The sequence below is a fragment of the Bradyrhizobium brasilense genome (genome assembly GCF_029714345.1).
Classification (GTDB): Bacteria; Pseudomonadota; Alphaproteobacteria; order Rhizobiales; family Xanthobacteraceae; genus Bradyrhizobium; species Bradyrhizobium australafricanum.
Window position 1 is genome coordinate 3,054,031 of record NZ_CP121669.1, and the last position, 18,230, is coordinate 3,072,260.

An 18,230-nucleotide genomic window follows, 5' to 3' on the forward strand; every position below is an offset into this window, starting at 1 on the left:
TGCTCAAGGAGCAACATCACGGGCGCCAAGCTTAAAGGAATTTCTGACATGGCCACCGCGAACAAGTCCGACAAGGACCGCGTCATCATTTTCGACACCACCTTGCGCGACGGCGAGCAGTGCCCCGGCGCCACCATGACCTTCGAGGAGAAGCTCGAGGTCGCCGAACTCCTGGACGACATGGGCGTCGACGTCATCGAGGCCGGCTTCCCGATCACCTCGGAAGGCGATTTCCAGGCGGTCAGCGAGATCGCCCGCCGCTCCAAGAACTCGGTCATCGCGGGCCTGTCCCGTGCCCATCCGGCCGACATCGACCGCTGCGCCGAAGCCGTGAAGTTCGCCCGCCGCGGCCGCGTCCACACCGTGATCGCGACCTCGCCGCTGCATATGCGGGTGAAGTTGAACAAGACCCCCGAGGAGGTCATCGAGACCTCGGTCGCGATGGTCGCCCGCGCCCGCAACCAGATCGACGACGTCGAATGGTCGGCCGAGGACGGCACCCGCAGCGAGATGGACTATCTGTGCCGGATCGTCGAAGCGGTGATCAAGGCCGGCGCCACCACGGTGAACATCCCCGATACCGTCGGCTACACGGTGCCGGAGGAATACACCCACTTCATGCGCACGCTGATCGAGCGCGTGCCGAACTCCGACAAGGCGATCTTCTCGGTACACTGCCACAACGACCTCGGCATGGCGGTCGCGAACTCGCTGGCCGGCGTCGTCGGCGGCGCGCGGCAGGTCGAGTGCACCGTCAACGGCATCGGCGAGCGCGCCGGCAATGCCGCGCTGGAAGAGATCGTGATGGCGATCAATGTGCGGAACGACAAGTTTCCGTACTGGAACAAGATCGACACCACGCAGCTCACCCGCGCCTCGAAGGTGGTGTCCGCGGCCACTTCGTTCCCGGTGCAGTACAACAAGGCGATCGTCGGCCGTAACGCGTTCGCGCATGAGAGCGGCATCCATCAGGACGGCGTGCTGAAGGACGCCTCGACCTACGAGATCATGCGGCCCGAGATGGTCGGGTTGAAGCAGTCCTCGCTGGTGCTCGGCAAGCATTCCGGCCGCCACGCCTTCATCCACAAGCTGGAGGAGATGGGCTACAAGCTCGGCGCCAACCAGCTGGAGGATGCCTTTACGCGGATGAAGGCATTGGCCGACCGCAAGAAGGACATCTACGACGAGGACATCGAGGCGCTGGTCGACCAGGAGATGGCGGCCGCGCACGACCGCATCAAGCTGACCTCGCTGACCGTGATCGCCGGCACCCATGGCCCGCAGCGCGCGACCATGAAGCTCGACGTCGATGGCCAGATCAAGATCGAGGAGGCCGAGGGCAACGGCCCGGTCGACGCCGTCTTCAACTGCATCAAGCGCCTGGTTCCGCACGAGGCCAAGCTGGAGCTCTATCAGGTGCACGCGGTGACCGAAGGCACCGACGCGCAGGCTGAGGTCTCGGTGCGTCTGGCACATGAAGGTCGCTCGATGACCGCCCGCGCCGCCGATCCGGACACGCTGGTCGCCTCCGCAAAGGCCTATCTCGGCGCGCTGAACAAGATCGTGATGAAGCGCCAACGCGACGTCCCGGCCAAGGCTGCGGGCTGACGAGCGCGGTCGACCGACAGGTTGAAACGCGGCGCCCCGGCGCCGCGTTTTTCGTTCGGGCGTGCAGATCTAGAGCGAGAGTCCTCCGTCATTGCGAGCGTAGCGAAGCAATCCATCTCTCCGATTCCTGATACATGGATTGCTTCGTCGCTTCGCGCCTCGCAATGACGGCGGTAGTTGGCCAGATTGGAATAAAATTAGATCATTCCGGTTACCGTTGGAATCATTTACCAATATTCCGCTCCATCCCGCACTGCTTTGGAATCTTCCGCGCCATCTCCAGCGCTACGCTGCGTTCTTTCCTGGGGAACGCCGTCCATGCCGATCTCCTCCATCGTGACAGACCTTCCGCGCGCCGCCACGCCGGCGGAGACCGCGCTGACGCGCCGGGTCGACCTGACAACGCTTCGCCTGTTCGTTGCGGTCTGCGACGAGCAGAACCTCACCCGCGCCGCGCAGCGCGAGGGGATCGCGGCGTCGGCGGTGTCGAAGCGGATGAACGATTTCGAGCTGGCGTTCGGCGTCACGCTGTTCAAGCGGCTCGCCAAGGGCATGGCGCTGACGCCGGCCGGCGAGGCGCTGCTGCACCACGCCCGGGTGACGCTGCTCAATGTCGAGAAGATCGCGGTCGAGCTGTCGGAATATTCGCAAGGCGTGCGCGGCCATGTCCGCATGCTCGCCAACCTCTCAGCGATCGTGCAATACCTGCCCGAGGATCTCTCCGGCTTCTTCGCCGCGCATGAATTGCTCCGCGTCGATCTGCAGGAGCGGCCGAGCGGGCAGGTGGTGCGCGGCATCGAGGAGGGCGCGGCCGAGATCGGCATCTGCTCGGCCGAGGCCGACAGCCGCGCGCTCGAGGCCTTCCATTATCGCTACGACAATCTGGTGGTGGTGATGCGCGCCGACCATCGGCTGGCCGGCCGCGAGACATTGCTGTTCACCGAGACGCTCGATTTCGACCATATCGGCTTGCACACCGCGAGCTCGATCTATCTGCGCTCGCAATATGCGGCGACGCAAGCCGGCAAGGCGATGCGGCTGCGCATCAATGTGCCCGGCTTCGATGCGGTCTGCCGCATGGTGCAGGCCAATATGGGGCTCGGGCTGATCCCCGACCGCGCCTTCGAGGTGGTCGGCGCCGGCATGGGCCTTCGCGCGATCCCGCTGCGCGACGATTGGGGACGGCGCGAGCTGAAGATCGTGGTCCGCGACACCGCGCATCTGTCGGCAACCAGCCGCCTGATGCTGGACTATCTGCGGGCGATCGAAACGGATCGGGTCGGCTGGGTTGGCGGACGGGCCAGCTAAGCGATCAACGCGAAGCGTTTGCGCGGCGATCATGCTCGAACCATGAGCCAAAGCGCGATGACGATCCGACCCAATCTCATCGCCCTTTAGGGTCTCCCGCAACGGCGGGCGACACACGAGCCGCGGGATTTCCGGAACGTGAACACGAAGTGCGGCAATCTGTCACACGAGTGTTGCGATCGGCCCCGTATGAGGAAACCCATTCCAATTTTCAAAGAATGGGGGGTCTTCGCATGTTCAAATCAATCGCCAAATCGCAAACAACTCCGGAAACATTTCGCGGCGCGATTGTCCGGCGCCTGATCGCGGGTACGGCGCTCTCACCGGTGCTTTTTGCGGTCCATCCGGCGTTGTCCCAGACCGCGGGCAATCCGCACGAATTGCTGGTCAGCACGGCGGTCTATGTGGGCAACCCATCGACCGTCACCGTAGGCCAGACGCTGCCGACCGGCGCGACGGCTGTGGCGGACGGCCGCTATCCGGGGGTCTTCAACAACGTGGCCGTCGATTCGAACTTCGGCGTGACTGCGCCGGTGGTGATCAAGAAATTTCATCTGGAAGGCCGTCGGCTGCGCGAAATCGGCGCGCTGACCGTCCCGGCGGACGTGGCGGTGACGAGCTTCAGCTCCAAGTCTGAACTGTCGCTGCATTTGTCGCCCGACGGCAAGGCCGTGACGTTCATGGGCTACGACGCGGCGGTGAACCAACTGGATGTTTCCAACTCCAACTCGCCGAACCACGTCGACCCCACCAATCCGGACACCAGCGTGCATGCGCGCGTGGTCGCGGAGCTGGATTTCGGCGGCTCGCTGCACCGGACCAAGGTCAACGTCTATAGCGGCGACAATGGCCGCGGCGCGATCCGCGCCAACAAGGTCAATGGCACCCAGGCCGACCAGTATTTCACGGTCGGCAACGCCGGCAACGGCAGCGGCACCCAGCCGGTGCTTGTCGTCAACGACACCGGCGTTCAACTTGCGACGCCCGGTGTCGATGGTTCCGATGCCGTGGTTGGCGTGCAGCAGGGCACGCCCGGCAGCAAGAATGGCTTCCAGTTCGGCTTCTCGGTTGCCCAGTTTGGCTTTGCCGCCGACAAGTCCGGCAAGGACGATAATTTCCGCGGCCTCGCGATCTCCGACAACACGCTTTACGTGACCAAAGGCAGCGGCAGCAACGGCATCAACACGGTTTATCAGGTCGGCCAGCCGGGCGTGTTGCCGACGAGGGATACGGCCGCGTCGACGGCGTTCAGCATTCTTCCGGGTTTCCCGAACAATCCCTCGGCGAACTCCGGCGCGAACGGCTTCTATCCCTTTGGCATCTGGTTCGCCAATGCGACGACGCTTTATGTCGCCCAGGAAGGTGACGGCAATCTCGCCGACGCGGCCACGTCACCGACCGCAGGCCTTCAGAAATGGGTCTATGCCAACGGCAGCTGGAGCCTTGCCTACACGCTGCAGAAGGGCCTGAACCTCGGCACGTCCTATCATGTCAACGGCTATCCGACCGATCCGGCAACCGGCGGCCTGCGCAACATCACCGGCCGCGTCAACCGCGACGGCACCGCGACGATTTTCGCGGTGACGTCGACCGTAGGCAACTCGGTCGAGCCTGGCGCCGATCCGAATCAAGTCGTCACCACCACGGACAGAGTCGCGGCGACAACGCTTCCGGCGAACGAAGCTTTTGACGTCGTTGTGCCGCCGGCGTTCGGCATGGTCTATCGCGGCGTGTCGTTCGCTCCCGTCAATTGCGATGGCGATCACGGCCGGATGAAGGACAACGGCCGCGGCCACGACGGCGGCAACAATGCGCAGGACGACGTCTGCGGCCCGACCCGGATCGCCGCGGGGCACTGATCGCCGCGACCCAGCGGAGCCTGTGCCGGCTGCTTCCGGTCAGGCTTCGGCTGGATCAGGCCAGGCACGATCGGCTGAACCCGATCGCGCCTTCCGTATTGCACCAGCCTCACGATCTCCCTGCAGAATCTTCATGCAGCAGGGGCCTTCCGATTGCCGCTTCGCGGGTTAGGTAGTGGGTACGATTCACTGCAGCGGAGTGCCGGCGCGCATGAATCGTGACGCCATTGGCCGTCCAGTGCATGCATCCGGGACGCTACACAGGGCAGGAGTGCGATGATGGCGGACACGATTTCCGGCATTCGAATCCCGGACAGCAAGATCGCGCGGGAAGCCGCCGAGCTGGTGCGGCAACATGAGACCGAGATGTTGTTCAATCACTCGGTCCGCGTGTTTGTGTTCGGCGCGCTCAAGGGTGCCAGGCAAGGTCTGAAGTTCGACGCTGAACTGCTTTATGTTGCCGCGCTGTTTCATGATCTTGGCCTCGTCGATCATTTTCATACCGAGACCAAACGGTTTGAGGTCGACGGCGCCGATGCGGCGCGCAAATTTCTCAGGAGTCACGGCATCGCCGAGCCCAAAGCGGACCTGGTGTGGGAAGCGATCGCCTTGCACACCACGCCCGGCATCCCGCAATACATGCGGCCGGAAATCGCGCTCACCAATGCGGGCGTATTGGTCGATGCCGTCGGCGTCGGATACGATGACTATACCGCCGAGCAGCGCGACGGTGTCCTTGCCGCGTTGCCCCGCGGCGATTTCAAGAACGAGTTCATCGAGGTTCAGACCTGCTCGGCCCTGAAGAAGCCGCAGACCACGTTCGGCACGGTCAATTTCGACTTCGTCGCGGAGCGCGATCCCACATTTCACAGGCCGAATGCCTGCACCCGGATCCGCAACACGCCGTGGCCGAGCTGATCCGGGCGGCGGACATTAGAGCGTTTTCGAGCGAAGTGGACGCCGGTTCGCGTGAAGAAAACGCGTCAAAACAAGAATCCAGAGCTTCGGTTCTGATTCAATCAGAACCGAAAATGCTCTATCCGCCGTCGAGCGCGGCGAGGCGATCGGCTTCCGCGATGTCCTCGACGGTGTTGGCATTGAAGAACCGATCGAGCGGCTCGATCGGCCACTCGACCGTTGCGAGCGGATAGCGCGCGGTCCAGCGGTCGATCTTGCGCACGTCCTCGACGACCAGCGCCTGACGCAATTCGTTCCGCAGGCGCACGCTCCAGAGGCCGATGACGGGATGCGTCTGCCCGCCGGATGAAGCGACCGCGAGCTCGGCATTCTGCGCTCGACGCGCTTCTTCGAGGCGCGTGACGAGATCGCGCGGCAGAAACGGACAGTCGCCCGCGGCGCTCAGCACCCATTGCGCATCCGGCCGGTTGGCGGCGGTCCAGTCGAGCGCGGCCAGGATGCCGGCGAGGGGACCGGGATAATCGGCGACATCGTCGGCGACGACCGGAAGGCCGAACGCGGCGAAGCGCGTGGGGTCGCCATTGGCGTTGATGATCAGCCCACTGCATTGCGGAGCGAGACGGTCGATCACCCGCTGCAGAATGGTGCGGCCCGCGATCTTGCGCATCGGCTTGTCGCCGCCGCCCATTCGCCGCGCGAGGCCGCCGGCGAGCAGTACGCCCGGGATGCCGGACCCCGGAATGTCAGTCATTGTCGGTCTCGCCCTTGCGCTTGTGACGCATCGATTCCTCTTCGACATAGTCGAGGTTCTGGTCGTAGACGATCCGCTCCTCACCGGACAGCGCGATGAAGCGCTTGCCGCGGGCGCGACCGACCAGCGTCAAACCGACCTGCCGCGCCAGATCGACGCCCCACGCCGTGAATCCGGAGCGGGAGACCAGGATCGGGATCCCCATCCGCACCGTCTTGATCACCATCTCCGAGGTCAGCCGGCCGGTGGTGTAGAGAATCTTGTCGGCCGGATCGACATTGTGCCGGTAGATCCAGCCCGCGATCTTGTCGACGGCATTATGCCGGCCGACATCCTCGGTGTAGCACACCGGCGTCGCCTCCTTGCACAGCACGCAGCCGTGAATGGCGCCGGCTTCCAGATAGAGCGAGGGCATCGTGTTGATGGTGTGCGTCATCCGGTAGAGCCATGAGGTTCGCAGTTCGGCCTTCGGCAGCGCGACCTTCTCGACGGCTTCGAGCAGGTCACCGAACGCCGTGCCCTGGGCGCAGCCCGAGGTCTGGGTGCGCTTCTTCAGCTTGGCCTCGAAATTGGTGTGGTGCGCGGTACGCACCACGACGACCTCGAGATCGTCGTCATATTCGACCTCGGTGACGACGTCGTCGTATTTGAGCATGTTCTGGTTCAAGAGGTAGCCGAGCGCGAGGTATTCGGGGTAGTCGTTGATCGTCATCATCGTGACGATCTCCTGCGCGTTGAGGTACAGCGTCAGCGGCCGCTCGACCGGCACCTTGATCTCGGTCCGCGTGCCGGTCTGATCGACGCCGACCACGCGCTCCGTCAGGCGCGGATCGTCCGGATCAGGAACAATGATGGGAGCGGTGGTTTTCTCGGGCACTGCTTGACGTCCAGATGGGTTCACATGGCATCGCAGCTGGGGATATAAGCACGTTCGGAGACTGACTGGCGACTCTCCGCCGCGTCGCGGGAACTGGCATCGATCGGTCCGGCTTTGAGGATAACGCCGCAGTTCGCGATCCGGGTCGAACAAATCTTGTCGATGGCCGAGGACTGAGGGAGATCATGGCGCAGCTTTCGGACGACTGCTTCGCATTCGGCGGACCGATGATGTCGGTCGACGAAGCCGTCGCGATCATCGCCGCGCGGGTCAAGCCTGTCGGCGAGACCGAAGCCGTTGCCCTGGTGGATGCGGACGGACGCATCCTGGCCGGCGACATTGTCGCGCCGCTTGCGCTGCCGTCGTTCAAGAATTCCGCCGTCGACGGCTACGCGGTATCCGGCGCGGACCTGCCGGCGAGCGGCGAGCGCGCGTTCCCCGTTGCCGGACGGGTGCAGGCGGGCGCGTCGGCGCAGCCGGCGCAGCCCGGACAGGCGGTGCGGATCTTCACCGGCGCGCCGATGCCCGATGGCACCGACACCGTGTTCATGCAGGAAGACGTGCGGATCGACGATTCCGGGAGCGTGATCCTGCCGTCCGGCCTGAAGATTGGCGCCAATGTGCGTCCGGCCGGCGAGGACATTGCACGCGGCCATGTCGCGCTGGCGGGCGGCCGGCGGCTGCGCCCGCAGGATATCGCGGTCGCCGCCGCCTTTGGGCTCACCACGCTCGATGTGGTGCGGCGGCTTCGCGTCGGGGTGTTCTCGACCGGCGATGAACTGGCTGCGCCCGGCAGCGCGCGCACCGAAGCGCAACTGTTCGATTCCAACCGCTTCATGCTGATGGCGATGTTGCGGCGGCTCGGTTGCGAGGTCGGCGATCTCGGCATCCTGCGCGACGAGCGGGCCGAGCTTGCCGCCGCGCTCAAGCAGGTCGCGCGGCGCTACGACCTGATCCTGACCACCGGCGGGGTCTCGACCGGCGAAGAGGACCACGTCAGGGCCGGCATCGAGCAGGCGGGCTCGCTGGTGCTGTGGCGGATGGCGATCAAGCCCGGCCGCCCGGTGGCGATGGGAATCATCGACGGCACCCCGCTGATCGGCCTGCCCGGCAATCCGGTGGCGAGTTTCGTCACCTTCGTTCATGTCGTGCGGCCGACCGTGCTGGCGCTATCGGGCGCTGTGCCGTCCCCCTTGCTGCCGATGCCGGTGCGGGCGGCCTTCAGCTACAAGAAGAAGAGCGGGCGGCGCGAATATGTCCGCGTCTCGCTGCGACAGGCGGCGGACGGTGCGCTGGAAGCGACCAAGTTTCCTCGCGAAGGAGCCGGTCTGCTGTCGTCGCTGATCGAGACCGATGGACTGGTCGAACTCGGCGAGTCGGTGGTGCGGGTTGAACTTGGCGATGCCGTCGGCTTTCTCGGCTACGCCGACCTGCTGTGAGAGCTGAAACGCGGTCGGGACCGCGGAGCGCGACGAGCGCGCGATAGCAAAATCAGATCGCCCGATAGGCAAACATAAACAATGGCCTACGCGGCAACCCGACGCTGCTAGAGGCGTTCTAAAACTGCTTGCCTCTGGCATACCAGAGAATAGAGTTCGTCGAAGCAGTGCAATTCGCGCAAAGCGTGGTTCCCAAGGCGAGGCTTCATGAGTGGAGACGACGTTCACAAGGTTCGTGCGTTCGAGCATCCCGGACAGGGCAGGAAGCGAGCGAAGGCTACGCCCAAGGGACGCCAGGTCGACCCCGTGGCCGCCCACGAGATCGAGACGCTGCTCGGCGATCGTCCGAGGCGGCGCGACCTCCTGATCGAGTATCTGCATCTGATCCAGGACAAATACCATCAGATATCGGCGGCGCATCTTGCCGCACTCGCCGACGAGATGAAGCTGTCGTTCGCCGAAGTGTTCGAGACCGCCACCTTCTACGCGCATTTCGACATCGTGAAGGAAGGCGAGCCTGACATCGCGCCGCTCACCGTGCGTGTCTGCGATTCGCTGACCTGCGCGATGCTCGGCGGCGAACAGCTGTTGAAGGATCTGCAGAACCGCGCCGGCCCCGGCATCCGCGTCGTGCGCGCACCGTGCGTCGGCCGCTGCGACACCGCGCCCGCTGCCGAGGTCGGCCACAACTTCGTCGATCATGCGACCGTCACCAATGTGCTGGCGGCGGCGAAGAGCGGCGACACCCATGTGCACCTTCCGCCATATGTCGACTACGACGCCTATGTGGCGGGCGGCGGATACCGGCTGCTGGCGCGCCTGCGCTCAGGCGAGCTGCCGCGCGAAGACCTGCTGAAGGCGCTCGACGATGCGTCGCTGCGCGGCCTCGGCGGCGCCGGTTTTCCGACCGGCCGCAAGTGGCGCGCGGTGCTCGGCGAGCCCGGTCCGCGATTGATGGCGGTGAACGGCGACGAAGGCGAGCCCGGCACGTTCAAGGACCGCTATTATCTCGAGACCGATCCGCATCGCTTCCTCGAGGGCATGCTGATCGGCGCCCACGTGGTCGAGGCGCCGGAAGTCTACATCTATATCCGCGACGAGTACCCGGCCTGCCGCGACATCCTCGCCCGCGAGATCGCGAAGCTCCCGCCAGGTGGTCCGACGCTGCACCTGCGGCGCGGCGCCGGCGCCTATATCTGCGGCGAGGAATCCTCGCTGCTGGAATCGATCGAGGGCAAGCGCGGCCTGCCGCGGCACAAGCCGCCATATCCGTTCCAGGTCGGGTTGTTCGGCCTGCCGACGCTGATCAACAACATCGAGACGTTGTGGTGGGTGCGCGACATCGTCGAGAAGGGCGCCGACTGGTGGAAGAGCCACGGCCGCAACGAGCGCCATGGCCTGCGCAGCTTCTCGGTGTCGGGACGCGTCAAGAATCCCGGCGTCAAGCTCGCTCCCGCCGGCATCACGCTGCGCGAGTTGATCGACGAGTTCTGCGGCGGCATGGCCGATGGCCATACCTTGCAGGCCTATCTGCCGGGCGGTGCATCCGGCGGCATCCTGCCGGCGTCGATGGACGACATCCCGCTCGATTTCGGCACGCTGGAGAAATATGGCTGCTTCATCGGCTCCGCCGCCGTGGTCGTGCTCTCGCAGGCTGATGACGTCAGGGATGCCGCGCTGAACCTGATGAAGTTCTTCGAGGACGAGAGCTGCGGGCAATGCACGCCGTGCCGCGCCGGAACCGAGAAGGCGGCGCTGTTGATGCAGCAGCCGGTCTGGAACAAGGAACTGCTCGACCAATTGAGCCAGGCGATGCGCGATGCGTCGATCTGTGGCCTCGGTCAGGCGGCCTCCAATCCGCTGACCTCCGTGATCAAATATTTTCCGGACGGCTTTCGTCCGCAGCAAGCCGCCGAGTAGGCGAGGCCGAGCAGACGAATTTCGACGAGGATTTGAATGAGCAACAATCAGAACTCAGGCCTGACGATTCAGTTCGAGCTCGACGGCGAGCAGGTCGAAGCGCGGGCCGGCGAGACGATCTGGCAGGTCGCCAAGCGCCAGGGCACCGAGATCCCGCATCTGTGCTATTCGCCCGCGCCGGACTACCGGCCGGACGGCAACTGCCGCGCCTGCATGGTCGAAATCGAAGGCGAGCGCGTGCTGGCGGCGTCCTGCAAGCGGACGCCGACGGTCGGCATGAAGGTGAAGTCGGCCAGCCAGCGCGCCGTCGCGGCGCAGAAGATGGTGATGGAGCTGCTGGTGGCGGACCAGCCGGCGCGCGAGACCTCGCACGATCCGGACTCGAAATTCTGGCACTGGGCCGAGAAGACCGGCGTGACCGAAAGCCGCTTTCCCACCACTGAACGCTGGCATGCCGACACCAGTCATCCGGCGATGAGCGTCAATCTCGACGCCTGCATCCAGTGCGGCCTCTGCGTGCGGGCGTGCCGCGAGGTGCAGGTCAACGACGTGATCGGCATGGCCTACCGCAACCACAATGCCAAGATCGTGTTCGACTTCGACGATCCGATGGGCGAATCGACTTGCGTCGCCTGCGGCGAGTGCGTGCAGGCCTGCCCGACTGGCGCCCTGATGCCGGCGGTCATGCTCGACGACAAGCAGACCCGCGTCACCTATCCCGACAAGAAGGTGGATTCGCTCTGTCCGTATTGCGGCGTCGGCTGCCAGGTCACCTACCAGGTCAAGGACGAGAAGGTGATCTACGCGGAAGGCCGCGATGGTCCCGCCAATCACAACCGGCTCTGTGTCAAGGGCCGCTTCGGCTTCGACTACATCCATCACCCCAATCGTCTGACCAAGCCGCTGGTGCGGCTGCCCGGCGTCAAGAAGGATGCCAACGACCAGGTCGATCCGGCCAATCCCTACACCCATTTCCGCGAAGCGACATGGGAGGAGGCGCTCGATCTCGCCGCTGCGGGCTTGCGCAAGATCCGCGACGAGAAGGGCGCCAAGGCGCTCGCCGGCTTCGGCTCGGCCAAGGGCTCGAACGAGGAAGCCTATCTGTTCCAGAAGCTGGTGCGCACCGGCTTCGGCTCCAACAATGTCGATCACTGCACGCGGCTGTGTCACGCCTCGTCGGTGGCGGCGCTGTTCGAGGGACTGAGCTCCGGCGCGGTGTCGGCGCCGTTCGCGGCCGCGGCCGACGCCGAGGTGATCTGGGTGATCGGCGCCAATCCGACCGTGAACCATCCGGTCGCCGCCACCTACATCAAGAACGCCGCCAAGCGCGGCGCCAAGCTCTATGTGATGGACCCGCGCCGACAGACGCTGTCGCGCCACGCCACGCAGCACCTGCAATTCAAACCGGGCAGCGACGTCGCGATGCTGAACGCGATGATCCACACGATCATCACCGAAGGCCTGACCGACGAGCAGTACATCGCCGGCTATACCGAGGGCTATGACGAGCTGAAGGCGAAGATCCAGGAGTTCACGCCGGAGCGCATGTCCCAGATCTGCGGTATTCCGGCGGAGACGCTGCGCGAGGTCGCGCGCGCCTATGCCCGCGCCAAATCGTCGATCATCTTCTGGGGCATGGGCATCAGCCAGCACGTCCACGGCACCGACAATGCGCGCTGCCTGATCGCGCTCGCCCTGATCACTGGCCAGGTCGGCCGCCCCGGCACCGGGCTGCATCCGCTGCGCGGGCAGAACAATGTGCAGGGCGCCTCCGACGCCGGCCTGATTCCGATGTTCCTTCCGGACTACCAGCCGGTCGGCCGCGACGACATGCGCGGCGCCTTCGAAAAGCTGTGGGGACAGGAGCTCGATCCGGTGCGCGGCCTGACCGTCGTCGAGATCATGAACGCGATCCACGCCGGCGAAATCCACGGCATGTATGTCGAGGGCGAGAATCCCGCGATGTCCGATCCCGACCTGCAGCACGCGCGCGAGGCGCTCGCCAAGCTCGATCATCTCGTCGTGCAGGACCTGTTCGTCACCGAGACCGCGTTTCACGCCGACGTCATCCTGCCGGCTTCGGCGTTCGCCGAAAAGTCCGGCTCCTTCACCAACACCGACCGCCGCGTGCAGCTGGCGCGCGAGGTGATCAAGCCGCCGGGCGATGCAAGGCAGGATCTCTGGATCATCCAGGAGATCGGCAAGCGGATGGGACTGCCCTGGAACTATGCGGAGCCGGGTGAGGTCTTCACCGAGATGGCCGAGCTGATGCCGTCGCTGAAGAACATCAGCTGGGAGCGCCTGGTGCGCGAGGGCGCGGTGACCTATCCGGTCGACGATCCCGACAAGCCCGGCAACGAGATCATCTTCACCACCGGCTTCCCGACCGAAAGCGGCCGCGGCAAGATCGTGCCGGCCAAGGTGATCCCGCCTGACGAACTGCCCGACGACGAGTACCCGATGGTGCTGTCGACCGGCCGCGTGCTCGAACATTGGCACACCGGCTCGATGACGCGCCGTGCCCAGGTGCTCGACCAGATCGAACCCGAAGCGGTCGCGTTCATGACCCCGAAGGACATGCACAAGAAGGGACTCGCGCCCGGCGACTTCATCCGTCTCGAGACGCGCCGCGGCGCGGTCGAGGTCAAGGTGCGTGCCGACCGCGACGTGCCCGAGAACATGGTCTTCATGCCGTTCTGCTACGCGGAGGCGGCCGCAAACCTGTTGACCAACCCGGCGCTCGATCCGTTCGGCAAGATCCCGGAGTTCAAGTTCTGCGCGGTCCGCGCCGAGAAGATCGATATCCGGACCGCGGCGGAGTAGCGGTCCGGGGTCGAAGCGTTGAGGACGAGCCGGCCGCGCCGGCTACTCGCTCGCCCGACACGGCACCGCAAGCACCGTCGATCGACGTCCGCTCAGAGCATAGGAGCGGGGCGTCGCTGCGGCGTGGACCCATGTCGCCCTTTGCCCCAAAGCGGACCTGTTTGAGAGTCCGGAAGTTGCCATTTCCACGCGAACTCGCGTATGCATGACGTGCAGGATCGCAGTGTGAGAAATTCAGATGACGATGGAGCTGAGGGGCGCGAGAGGCGAGGGATTTGCGACGATTGCCGCTGATGGGCGCGTGCTGGATTCCTGGTTTCTTCAGCTGCGCCTGGTCGCGGAGGCCGACAAGACGGCAACGGTGCGTCTGACGAAGGACGAGGTCAGCAGATCGTTGGGCGAGTCGGCGGACGGATATGCGCGACACGACGACATTCGCAATGTCGACATCGTTCCAATCCGTACGGAAATTGGCTCCCTTGCATCTGCGCCGACGGACGTGCACGACGCGTATCTTCGACTCCATCTGCTGAGCCACCGGCTCGTCCAGCCGAATTGTCTGAACCTCGAGGGAGTTTTCGGTCTCTTACCTAACGTTGCCTGGACGACCCTCGGTCCCTGTGAGTGCTCTCGTGTACCGGACGCGCGAATGGAGGCACGAAAGCGTGCCCTCGCGTTTGAGGTGACAGGCGTGGATAAATTTCCGCGCATGACTGACTATGTGACGCCCGCAGACGTGAGAATTGCAGATGCGGATCGCGTAAGGCTCGGCGCCCACTTGGCCCCGGGCACGACCGTCATGCATGAAGGCTTTTGCAATTTTAACGCGGGTACGCTCGGTCCCTGCATGGTCGAAGGCCGGATCAGCGCCGGTGTGGTTGTTGGAAGCGGCAGCGACGTTGGTGGCGGAGCGTCGATCATGGGCACTCTGTCCGGAGGAGGGAAAGAGAGGATTACAGTTGGCGAGCGCTGCCTGATCGGAGCCAACGCCGGTATCGGCATTTCATTGGGTGACGATTGTATCGTCGAAGCGGGCTGTTATGTCACGGCAGGCGCGCGCATCCTTTTGCAAGATGGCCGAGTCCTGAAAGCCAAGGAACTCTCTGGCCAGAACGGCCTGCTGTTTCGTCGGAATTCCCAGAGCGGCGCTCTTGAGGCAACCAGACGTACGCCAAATTGGGACGGCCTCAACGCGCAACTTCACAGCTAGTCCCCGTCCGTCAGGGGACGATCACCACTCGGAATGCGATCTGTTTGGCGCGATCGCCGTTCACCACCAGTATGGCCACCGCCACGCCTCATAGAGGCGCCACGACGACTCCAGGGGCGGGGCGTATGGATCGACCCGGTCGTCTTCAGGGCGATATTGATATCGTGGAACAATATAGTAATCCCACGGAGTTGGCCTTATCACGGGCGTCGGGATAATGATCCGCCTTGGTTCATGAACGACTTGTGCCTTCCGCGCCCGGGCTTCAGCACCAGACGTCCCGAGGTTGCACAGCACGAGGGCCGCTCCGAGAGCGCACGCGACGGTCATTATCTTCATGCATCGGCCTCCTTGCCTGAGAGTGCAAAAGGACTCAAAGCAAAGCAAGCTAATTCGCGCTCAACTGGGTTGAATGACCGCTTATAGCCCATAGCTGACGATCCGGATGACCATCGCGAACGGCGGCTCTCCGAAGTGAACCGGAAGTCCCCAGGTTCGGCTTTTGACCTATTGCCGAACTGAAAGTCACTCTTTGTCCGGCCCCGCCGCCCGCCCCGGGCGCGCGGCGTAGCGGTTCGAGACGGCCAAATCGCCGTCATCGGGCTCACCGCTTTTCACCTTCGATGCTTGCTTGTCATTCGCACAGCGCCGCTCACCGCTCAGTCAGGGGCGGCCACATCCTGCGCAAAACCCCGTCCTTGATCACATAGCGGTGGAAAAGCGCGGCCGCGGAATGAAGCAGTGCCACAGTGACGATGATATTTGCGAACAATCCGTGCCACCCATTGATGCTACGCATGAATTCGTCACCGCCGAATTTCGGAAAGTGCAGAATGTTGAACAGTGGGAAACCGTGCGCAAACACATTGGTGATGCCCAGTGCGACCATGATCACTAGCAGCAGATCGAGTAGCCGGTGCATTGCCACTGCCGTTACGTGCAAGACGCCGCGGTTAATCGGCGGCAATCTACGGCCGCGTGTGGCGCGCCAGAACATTCCAAAGATCACTACGCTCGCGAACACAAAACCAAACAGGACATGCACGGACCAGATGTCGACCCGAAGCGGGCCACGCTGCAGAAGGTTAGTTGTCCTACCGATCAGAAACTGGATCGCGACGAGAATTGCGGTCGTCCAGTGCAGCGTGATCGTTGTGCGGTCATAGACTTCCGGCTGACTTCCAGATGTGTCCGTCACGTCGCGGCTCAATCCGCTTCCAGTGAGGCGTGTTTCTTCTCGAAAGCCCACACCTCCTGAAAACCAATCAACGAGCTGAACACGTTGAAGTCATAGAGCGGCTCCTGCACCGGCTTGTCTTCGGCCAGCGCGCTATAGACGTTGTTCAGAGCATAAGCGGTAGCGAGCAGGCCCGCCGTCGGATAAATAGCCATCCGGTAACCGATTTCCCTAAGTTTATCCTGGTTGAGAATGGGGGTCCGACCCCCGTGTAGTTGGTTCGAGACCAGCGGCACGTCCAAAGCTATTCCGATCTTTCGCATCTCCGCTTCCGATTCCGGACTCTCGATGAAAATAATGTCGGCCCCGGCTTCAGCATAGGCTTCGCCGCGGCGGATCGCTTCATCGAGGCCAAGTTGCGTGCGAGCGTCCGTGCGTGCGATGATTAGGAAATCTTTCGACGAGCGCGCATCGTTCCCGACGGTCAACTTGTTGACCATCTCCTTGGCAGAGATCACGTGCCGGTTCGGCGTGTGCCCGCACTTCTTGGGGCCTTGCTGATCTTCAAGCTGGATCGCTGCGGCTCCAGCCCTCTCGTAGCCGCGGACGGTATGATGAACATTCAGCAAGCCACCGTAACCGGTATCGCCATCGGCGATCAGCGGCTTGCGCACGGTTTGGGCGATAACCTGCACGCGATCTAGCATCTGCGAATAGGTCGCTAGACCGGCATCGGGCAGTCCGAGGTAAGACGCCGCGACCCCATAGCCTGTCATGTAAAGCGCGTCGGCCTTGGTGCGATCGGCGAGCTTACCGGAGACCAGATCGAAGACACCGGGACAGGTCACAAACGGCTTTTCCTCGATCAACTTTCTCAGGGTTTTGGACGTCATCGTGATCTCCTCAACTGATTTTGGATGATGAGGTGGGCTGCGATCGTCACGATTGCCCGGAGGTGGCCAGCGCAGCAGGCCTTCTGCACGGAAACATTCAACAGATTGCTCATGGCCTCTATTGCTATGCGTCAATAGCTATTTGATAGTAACAATATGAGAATTCAACGCCGGAACCGCGACATCACGCAATTGCGAAGGCAGTTGATGGACGCTTCCCGCCGGCTGCGCCATGAAGCCACCGCGGACGATCGATCCTGGGCACGGTTGCTGGTGCTGGGTGCGATCGACCGCCACGGCGAAGCGGCCACACCTTCGGTACTCGCGGCCGACGAGGGCATGCGCTCTTCAAATCTTGCTGCAACGCTGCGCTCCCTCGAAGCGCGCAATCTGATCGTGCGGACGCCGGATACCGAGGACCGGCGCAAAGTCAGGCTCCGGCTTAGTTCAGCCGGGCAGCGATTTCTCGATGACAGCCGCGCCAGCGGCGAGCGCTGGCTCACCGAAGCCATGGATGCATACCTCACAGCCAGCGAGCGCTCGGACCTGATCAAAGCCGGGGCCTTGCTCGACCGCATCACGGCTTACTCCAAAGCGGCAATGCGGCGCAGCCGAAAATCGTGAGAATTCCGTACGACTGATTTCAGTTTCAATGTCAGCAATCCGCTTATGGCTGACGATCTGAATGACCTCGAGAGCGTCGGCTCTCCGAAGGGAACCGGAAGTCCCTGGGTTCGGTCGCGATCGACGGCTTTTGACCCGATGCGGACATTGGGGCCAGTAACGAGGGTGGACCGAAGCGCGCATGTATCCGCCCATGGCTCCCAACTTCCGTCAATTTTTGATCGCCATGTCAGATGTGGAAATTCTTGTCGAAGCGTGGCGATAGGAGTCACGCGATCAATGCTTTCGTTCCAAGTGATTTGCAGGACGAGTAATGAAGAACGCAACACTGCTTGCCCTTGGTTTATTGACGGCGGGAGTTTGGTCACAAGACAGCGCGAGATGTCAGACCTCGCTTTCCCCTCCGCTTTCGCTTGCGCCGCCGCCGTCGGACGAGGGATCGGCATCTCCGGCTGCAACCAACAGCGTCTGGCCGCCGACGGCGACCGCTAAGAGTTCGGTACTGCCCCGAGCCGCCAAGGAGTCTTTGCCACGCTCCACTGCCCCACGATCTGCCACTGTCGAACACACGCCGGTAGAGTCAGGCAGCGCTTCGCCAGCACAGGTGATCGACAGGTCGCCGCCGTCGGCTGGACCGGTCCCCGATTACGATGGTTTTAGCGTCGGCATCGACGACGACACGTCAAGCCGGACGACGCGACCCGTCAGGTCACACCGGGCAAAGCAGCCCAGGCTCGATCAAGAAGCAGATCGGGTCTCTGGGCAGCAATCGGTCGATCCCGGGGACGATGACAAGCTAAAGGGCAAGCTTACGATTTGCCGC

The 18,230-nt window shown here is 63.5% G+C and carries 13 protein-coding genes; 9 read left to right on the forward strand and 4 right to left on the reverse strand.

Annotation, left to right across the window (positions count from 1 at the left end):
• Positions 1-48: 48 nt before the first annotated feature.
• The 4 genes from QA635_RS14100 to QA635_RS14115 all read left to right on the forward strand — a co-directional run bounded on the left by QA635_RS14100 (position 49) and on the right by QA635_RS14115 (position 5,693).
• Positions 49-1,608: a 2-isopropylmalate synthase gene (locus QA635_RS14100; protein WP_283069758.1), complete on the forward strand. Its 1,560-nt coding sequence runs from the start codon at positions 49-51 to the stop codon at positions 1,606-1,608.
• 318 nt (positions 1,609-1,926) lie between these two features.
• Entirely contained in the window at positions 1,927-2,916 is a 990-nt protein-coding gene (locus QA635_RS14105) for a LysR family transcriptional regulator (protein ID WP_283069762.1), read from the forward strand.
• 233 nt (positions 2,917-3,149) lie between these two features.
• A complete protein-coding gene (locus tag QA635_RS14110) occupies positions 3,150-4,775 on the forward strand; it encodes a hypothetical protein (protein ID WP_283069763.1) in 1,626 nt (541 codons plus the stop codon).
• 279 nt (positions 4,776-5,054) lie between these two features.
• A complete protein-coding gene (locus tag QA635_RS14115) occupies positions 5,055-5,693 on the forward strand; it encodes an HD domain-containing protein (protein WP_283071630.1) in 639 nt (212 codons plus the stop codon).
• Positions 5,694-5,811: 118 nt separating this feature from the next.
• On the opposite strand, the gene mobA is transcribed toward QA635_RS14115, so the two are convergent.
• On the reverse strand, positions 5,812-6,444 hold the full coding sequence (mobA, locus tag QA635_RS14120; RefSeq protein ID WP_283069764.1) for a molybdenum cofactor guanylyltransferase MobA: 633 nt from the start codon (positions 6,442-6,444) through the stop codon (positions 5,812-5,814).
• A complete protein-coding gene (locus QA635_RS14125; RefSeq protein WP_283069765.1) occupies positions 6,437-7,321 on the reverse strand; it encodes a formate dehydrogenase accessory sulfurtransferase FdhD in 885 nt (294 codons plus the stop codon). The genes mobA and QA635_RS14125 overlap by 8 nt, the downstream gene beginning before the upstream one ends.
• A 185-nt stretch (positions 7,322-7,506) precedes the next feature.
• Here QA635_RS14125 and QA635_RS14130 point away from each other — a divergent pair, with 185 nt between their 5' ends.
• From QA635_RS14130 to dapD, 4 genes are all read left to right on the forward strand, one after another.
• Positions 7,507-8,760, forward strand: coding sequence for a molybdopterin molybdotransferase MoeA (locus tag QA635_RS14130; protein ID WP_283069767.1), 1,254 nt, complete (start codon positions 7,507-7,509; stop codon positions 8,758-8,760).
• 207 nt (positions 8,761-8,967) lie between these two features.
• The gene (locus QA635_RS14135) at positions 8,968-10,680 is read left to right on the forward strand and encodes an NADH-ubiquinone oxidoreductase-F iron-sulfur binding region domain-containing protein (protein ID WP_283069769.1); all 1,713 of its coding nucleotides are present in this window, start codon (positions 8,968-8,970) and stop codon (positions 10,678-10,680) included.
• A 36-nt stretch (positions 10,681-10,716) separates the two neighbouring features.
• Entirely contained in the window at positions 10,717-13,503 is a 2,787-nt protein-coding gene (gene fdhF, locus QA635_RS14140; RefSeq protein WP_425249153.1) for a formate dehydrogenase subunit alpha, read from the forward strand.
• Between the two features lie 238 nt (positions 13,504-13,741).
• Positions 13,742-14,713 (forward strand): 2,3,4,5-tetrahydropyridine-2,6-dicarboxylate N-succinyltransferase, encoded by a 972-nt coding sequence (dapD, locus tag QA635_RS14145; protein WP_283069770.1) that lies wholly within the window; start codon positions 13,742-13,744, stop codon positions 14,711-14,713.
• Between the two features lie 652 nt (positions 14,714-15,365).
• On the opposite strand, the gene QA635_RS14150 is transcribed toward dapD, so the two are convergent.
• Complete coding sequence (locus QA635_RS14150; protein WP_283069772.1) at positions 15,366-15,923, reverse strand: cytochrome b; 558 nt, start codon at positions 15,921-15,923, stop codon at positions 15,366-15,368.
• A complete protein-coding gene (locus tag QA635_RS14155; RefSeq protein WP_283069773.1) occupies positions 15,920-16,783 on the reverse strand; it encodes an isocitrate lyase/PEP mutase family protein in 864 nt (287 codons plus the stop codon). Before QA635_RS14155 ends, QA635_RS14150 begins: the two co-directional genes overlap by 4 nt.
• A 156-nt stretch (positions 16,784-16,939) precedes the next feature.
• On the opposite strand from QA635_RS14155, the gene QA635_RS14160 reads away from it, so the two are divergent.
• The gene (locus tag QA635_RS14160) at positions 16,940-17,407 is read left to right on the forward strand and encodes a MarR family winged helix-turn-helix transcriptional regulator (RefSeq protein WP_283069775.1); all 468 of its coding nucleotides are present in this window, start codon (positions 16,940-16,942) and stop codon (positions 17,405-17,407) included.
• Positions 17,408-18,230: the final 823 nt, after the last annotated feature.

Bases quoted from the DNA above. Each gene is read 5' to 3' on its own strand.
- dapD (WP_283069770.1), top strand. From the start codon at position 13,742: ATGACGATGGAGCTGAGGGGCGCGAGAGGCGAGGGATTTGCGACGATT.
- QA635_RS14135 (WP_283069769.1), top strand. From the start codon at position 8,968: ATGAGTGGAGACGACGTTCACAAGGTTCGTGCGTTCGAGCATCCCGGA.
- QA635_RS14155 (WP_283069773.1), bottom strand. From the start codon at position 16,783: ATGACGTCCAAAACCCTGAGAAAGTTGATCGAGGAAAAGCCGTTTGTG.
- QA635_RS14115 (WP_283071630.1), top strand. From the start codon at position 5,055: ATGGCGGACACGATTTCCGGCATTCGAATCCCGGACAGCAAGATCGCG.
- QA635_RS14105 (WP_283069762.1), top strand. From the start codon at position 1,927: ATGCCGATCTCCTCCATCGTGACAGACCTTCCGCGCGCCGCCACGCCG.
- QA635_RS14100 (WP_283069758.1), top strand. From the start codon at position 49: ATGGCCACCGCGAACAAGTCCGACAAGGACCGCGTCATCATTTTCGAC.
- mobA (WP_283069764.1), bottom strand. From the start codon at position 6,444: ATGACTGACATTCCGGGGTCCGGCATCCCGGGCGTACTGCTCGCCGGC.
- QA635_RS14110 (WP_283069763.1), top strand. From the start codon at position 3,150: ATGTTCAAATCAATCGCCAAATCGCAAACAACTCCGGAAACATTTCGC.
- QA635_RS14160 (WP_283069775.1), top strand. From the start codon at position 16,940: ATGAGAATTCAACGCCGGAACCGCGACATCACGCAATTGCGAAGGCAG.
- QA635_RS14130 (WP_283069767.1), top strand. From the start codon at position 7,507: ATGGCGCAGCTTTCGGACGACTGCTTCGCATTCGGCGGACCGATGATG.
- fdhF (WP_425249153.1), top strand. From the start codon at position 10,717: ATGAGCAACAATCAGAACTCAGGCCTGACGATTCAGTTCGAGCTCGAC.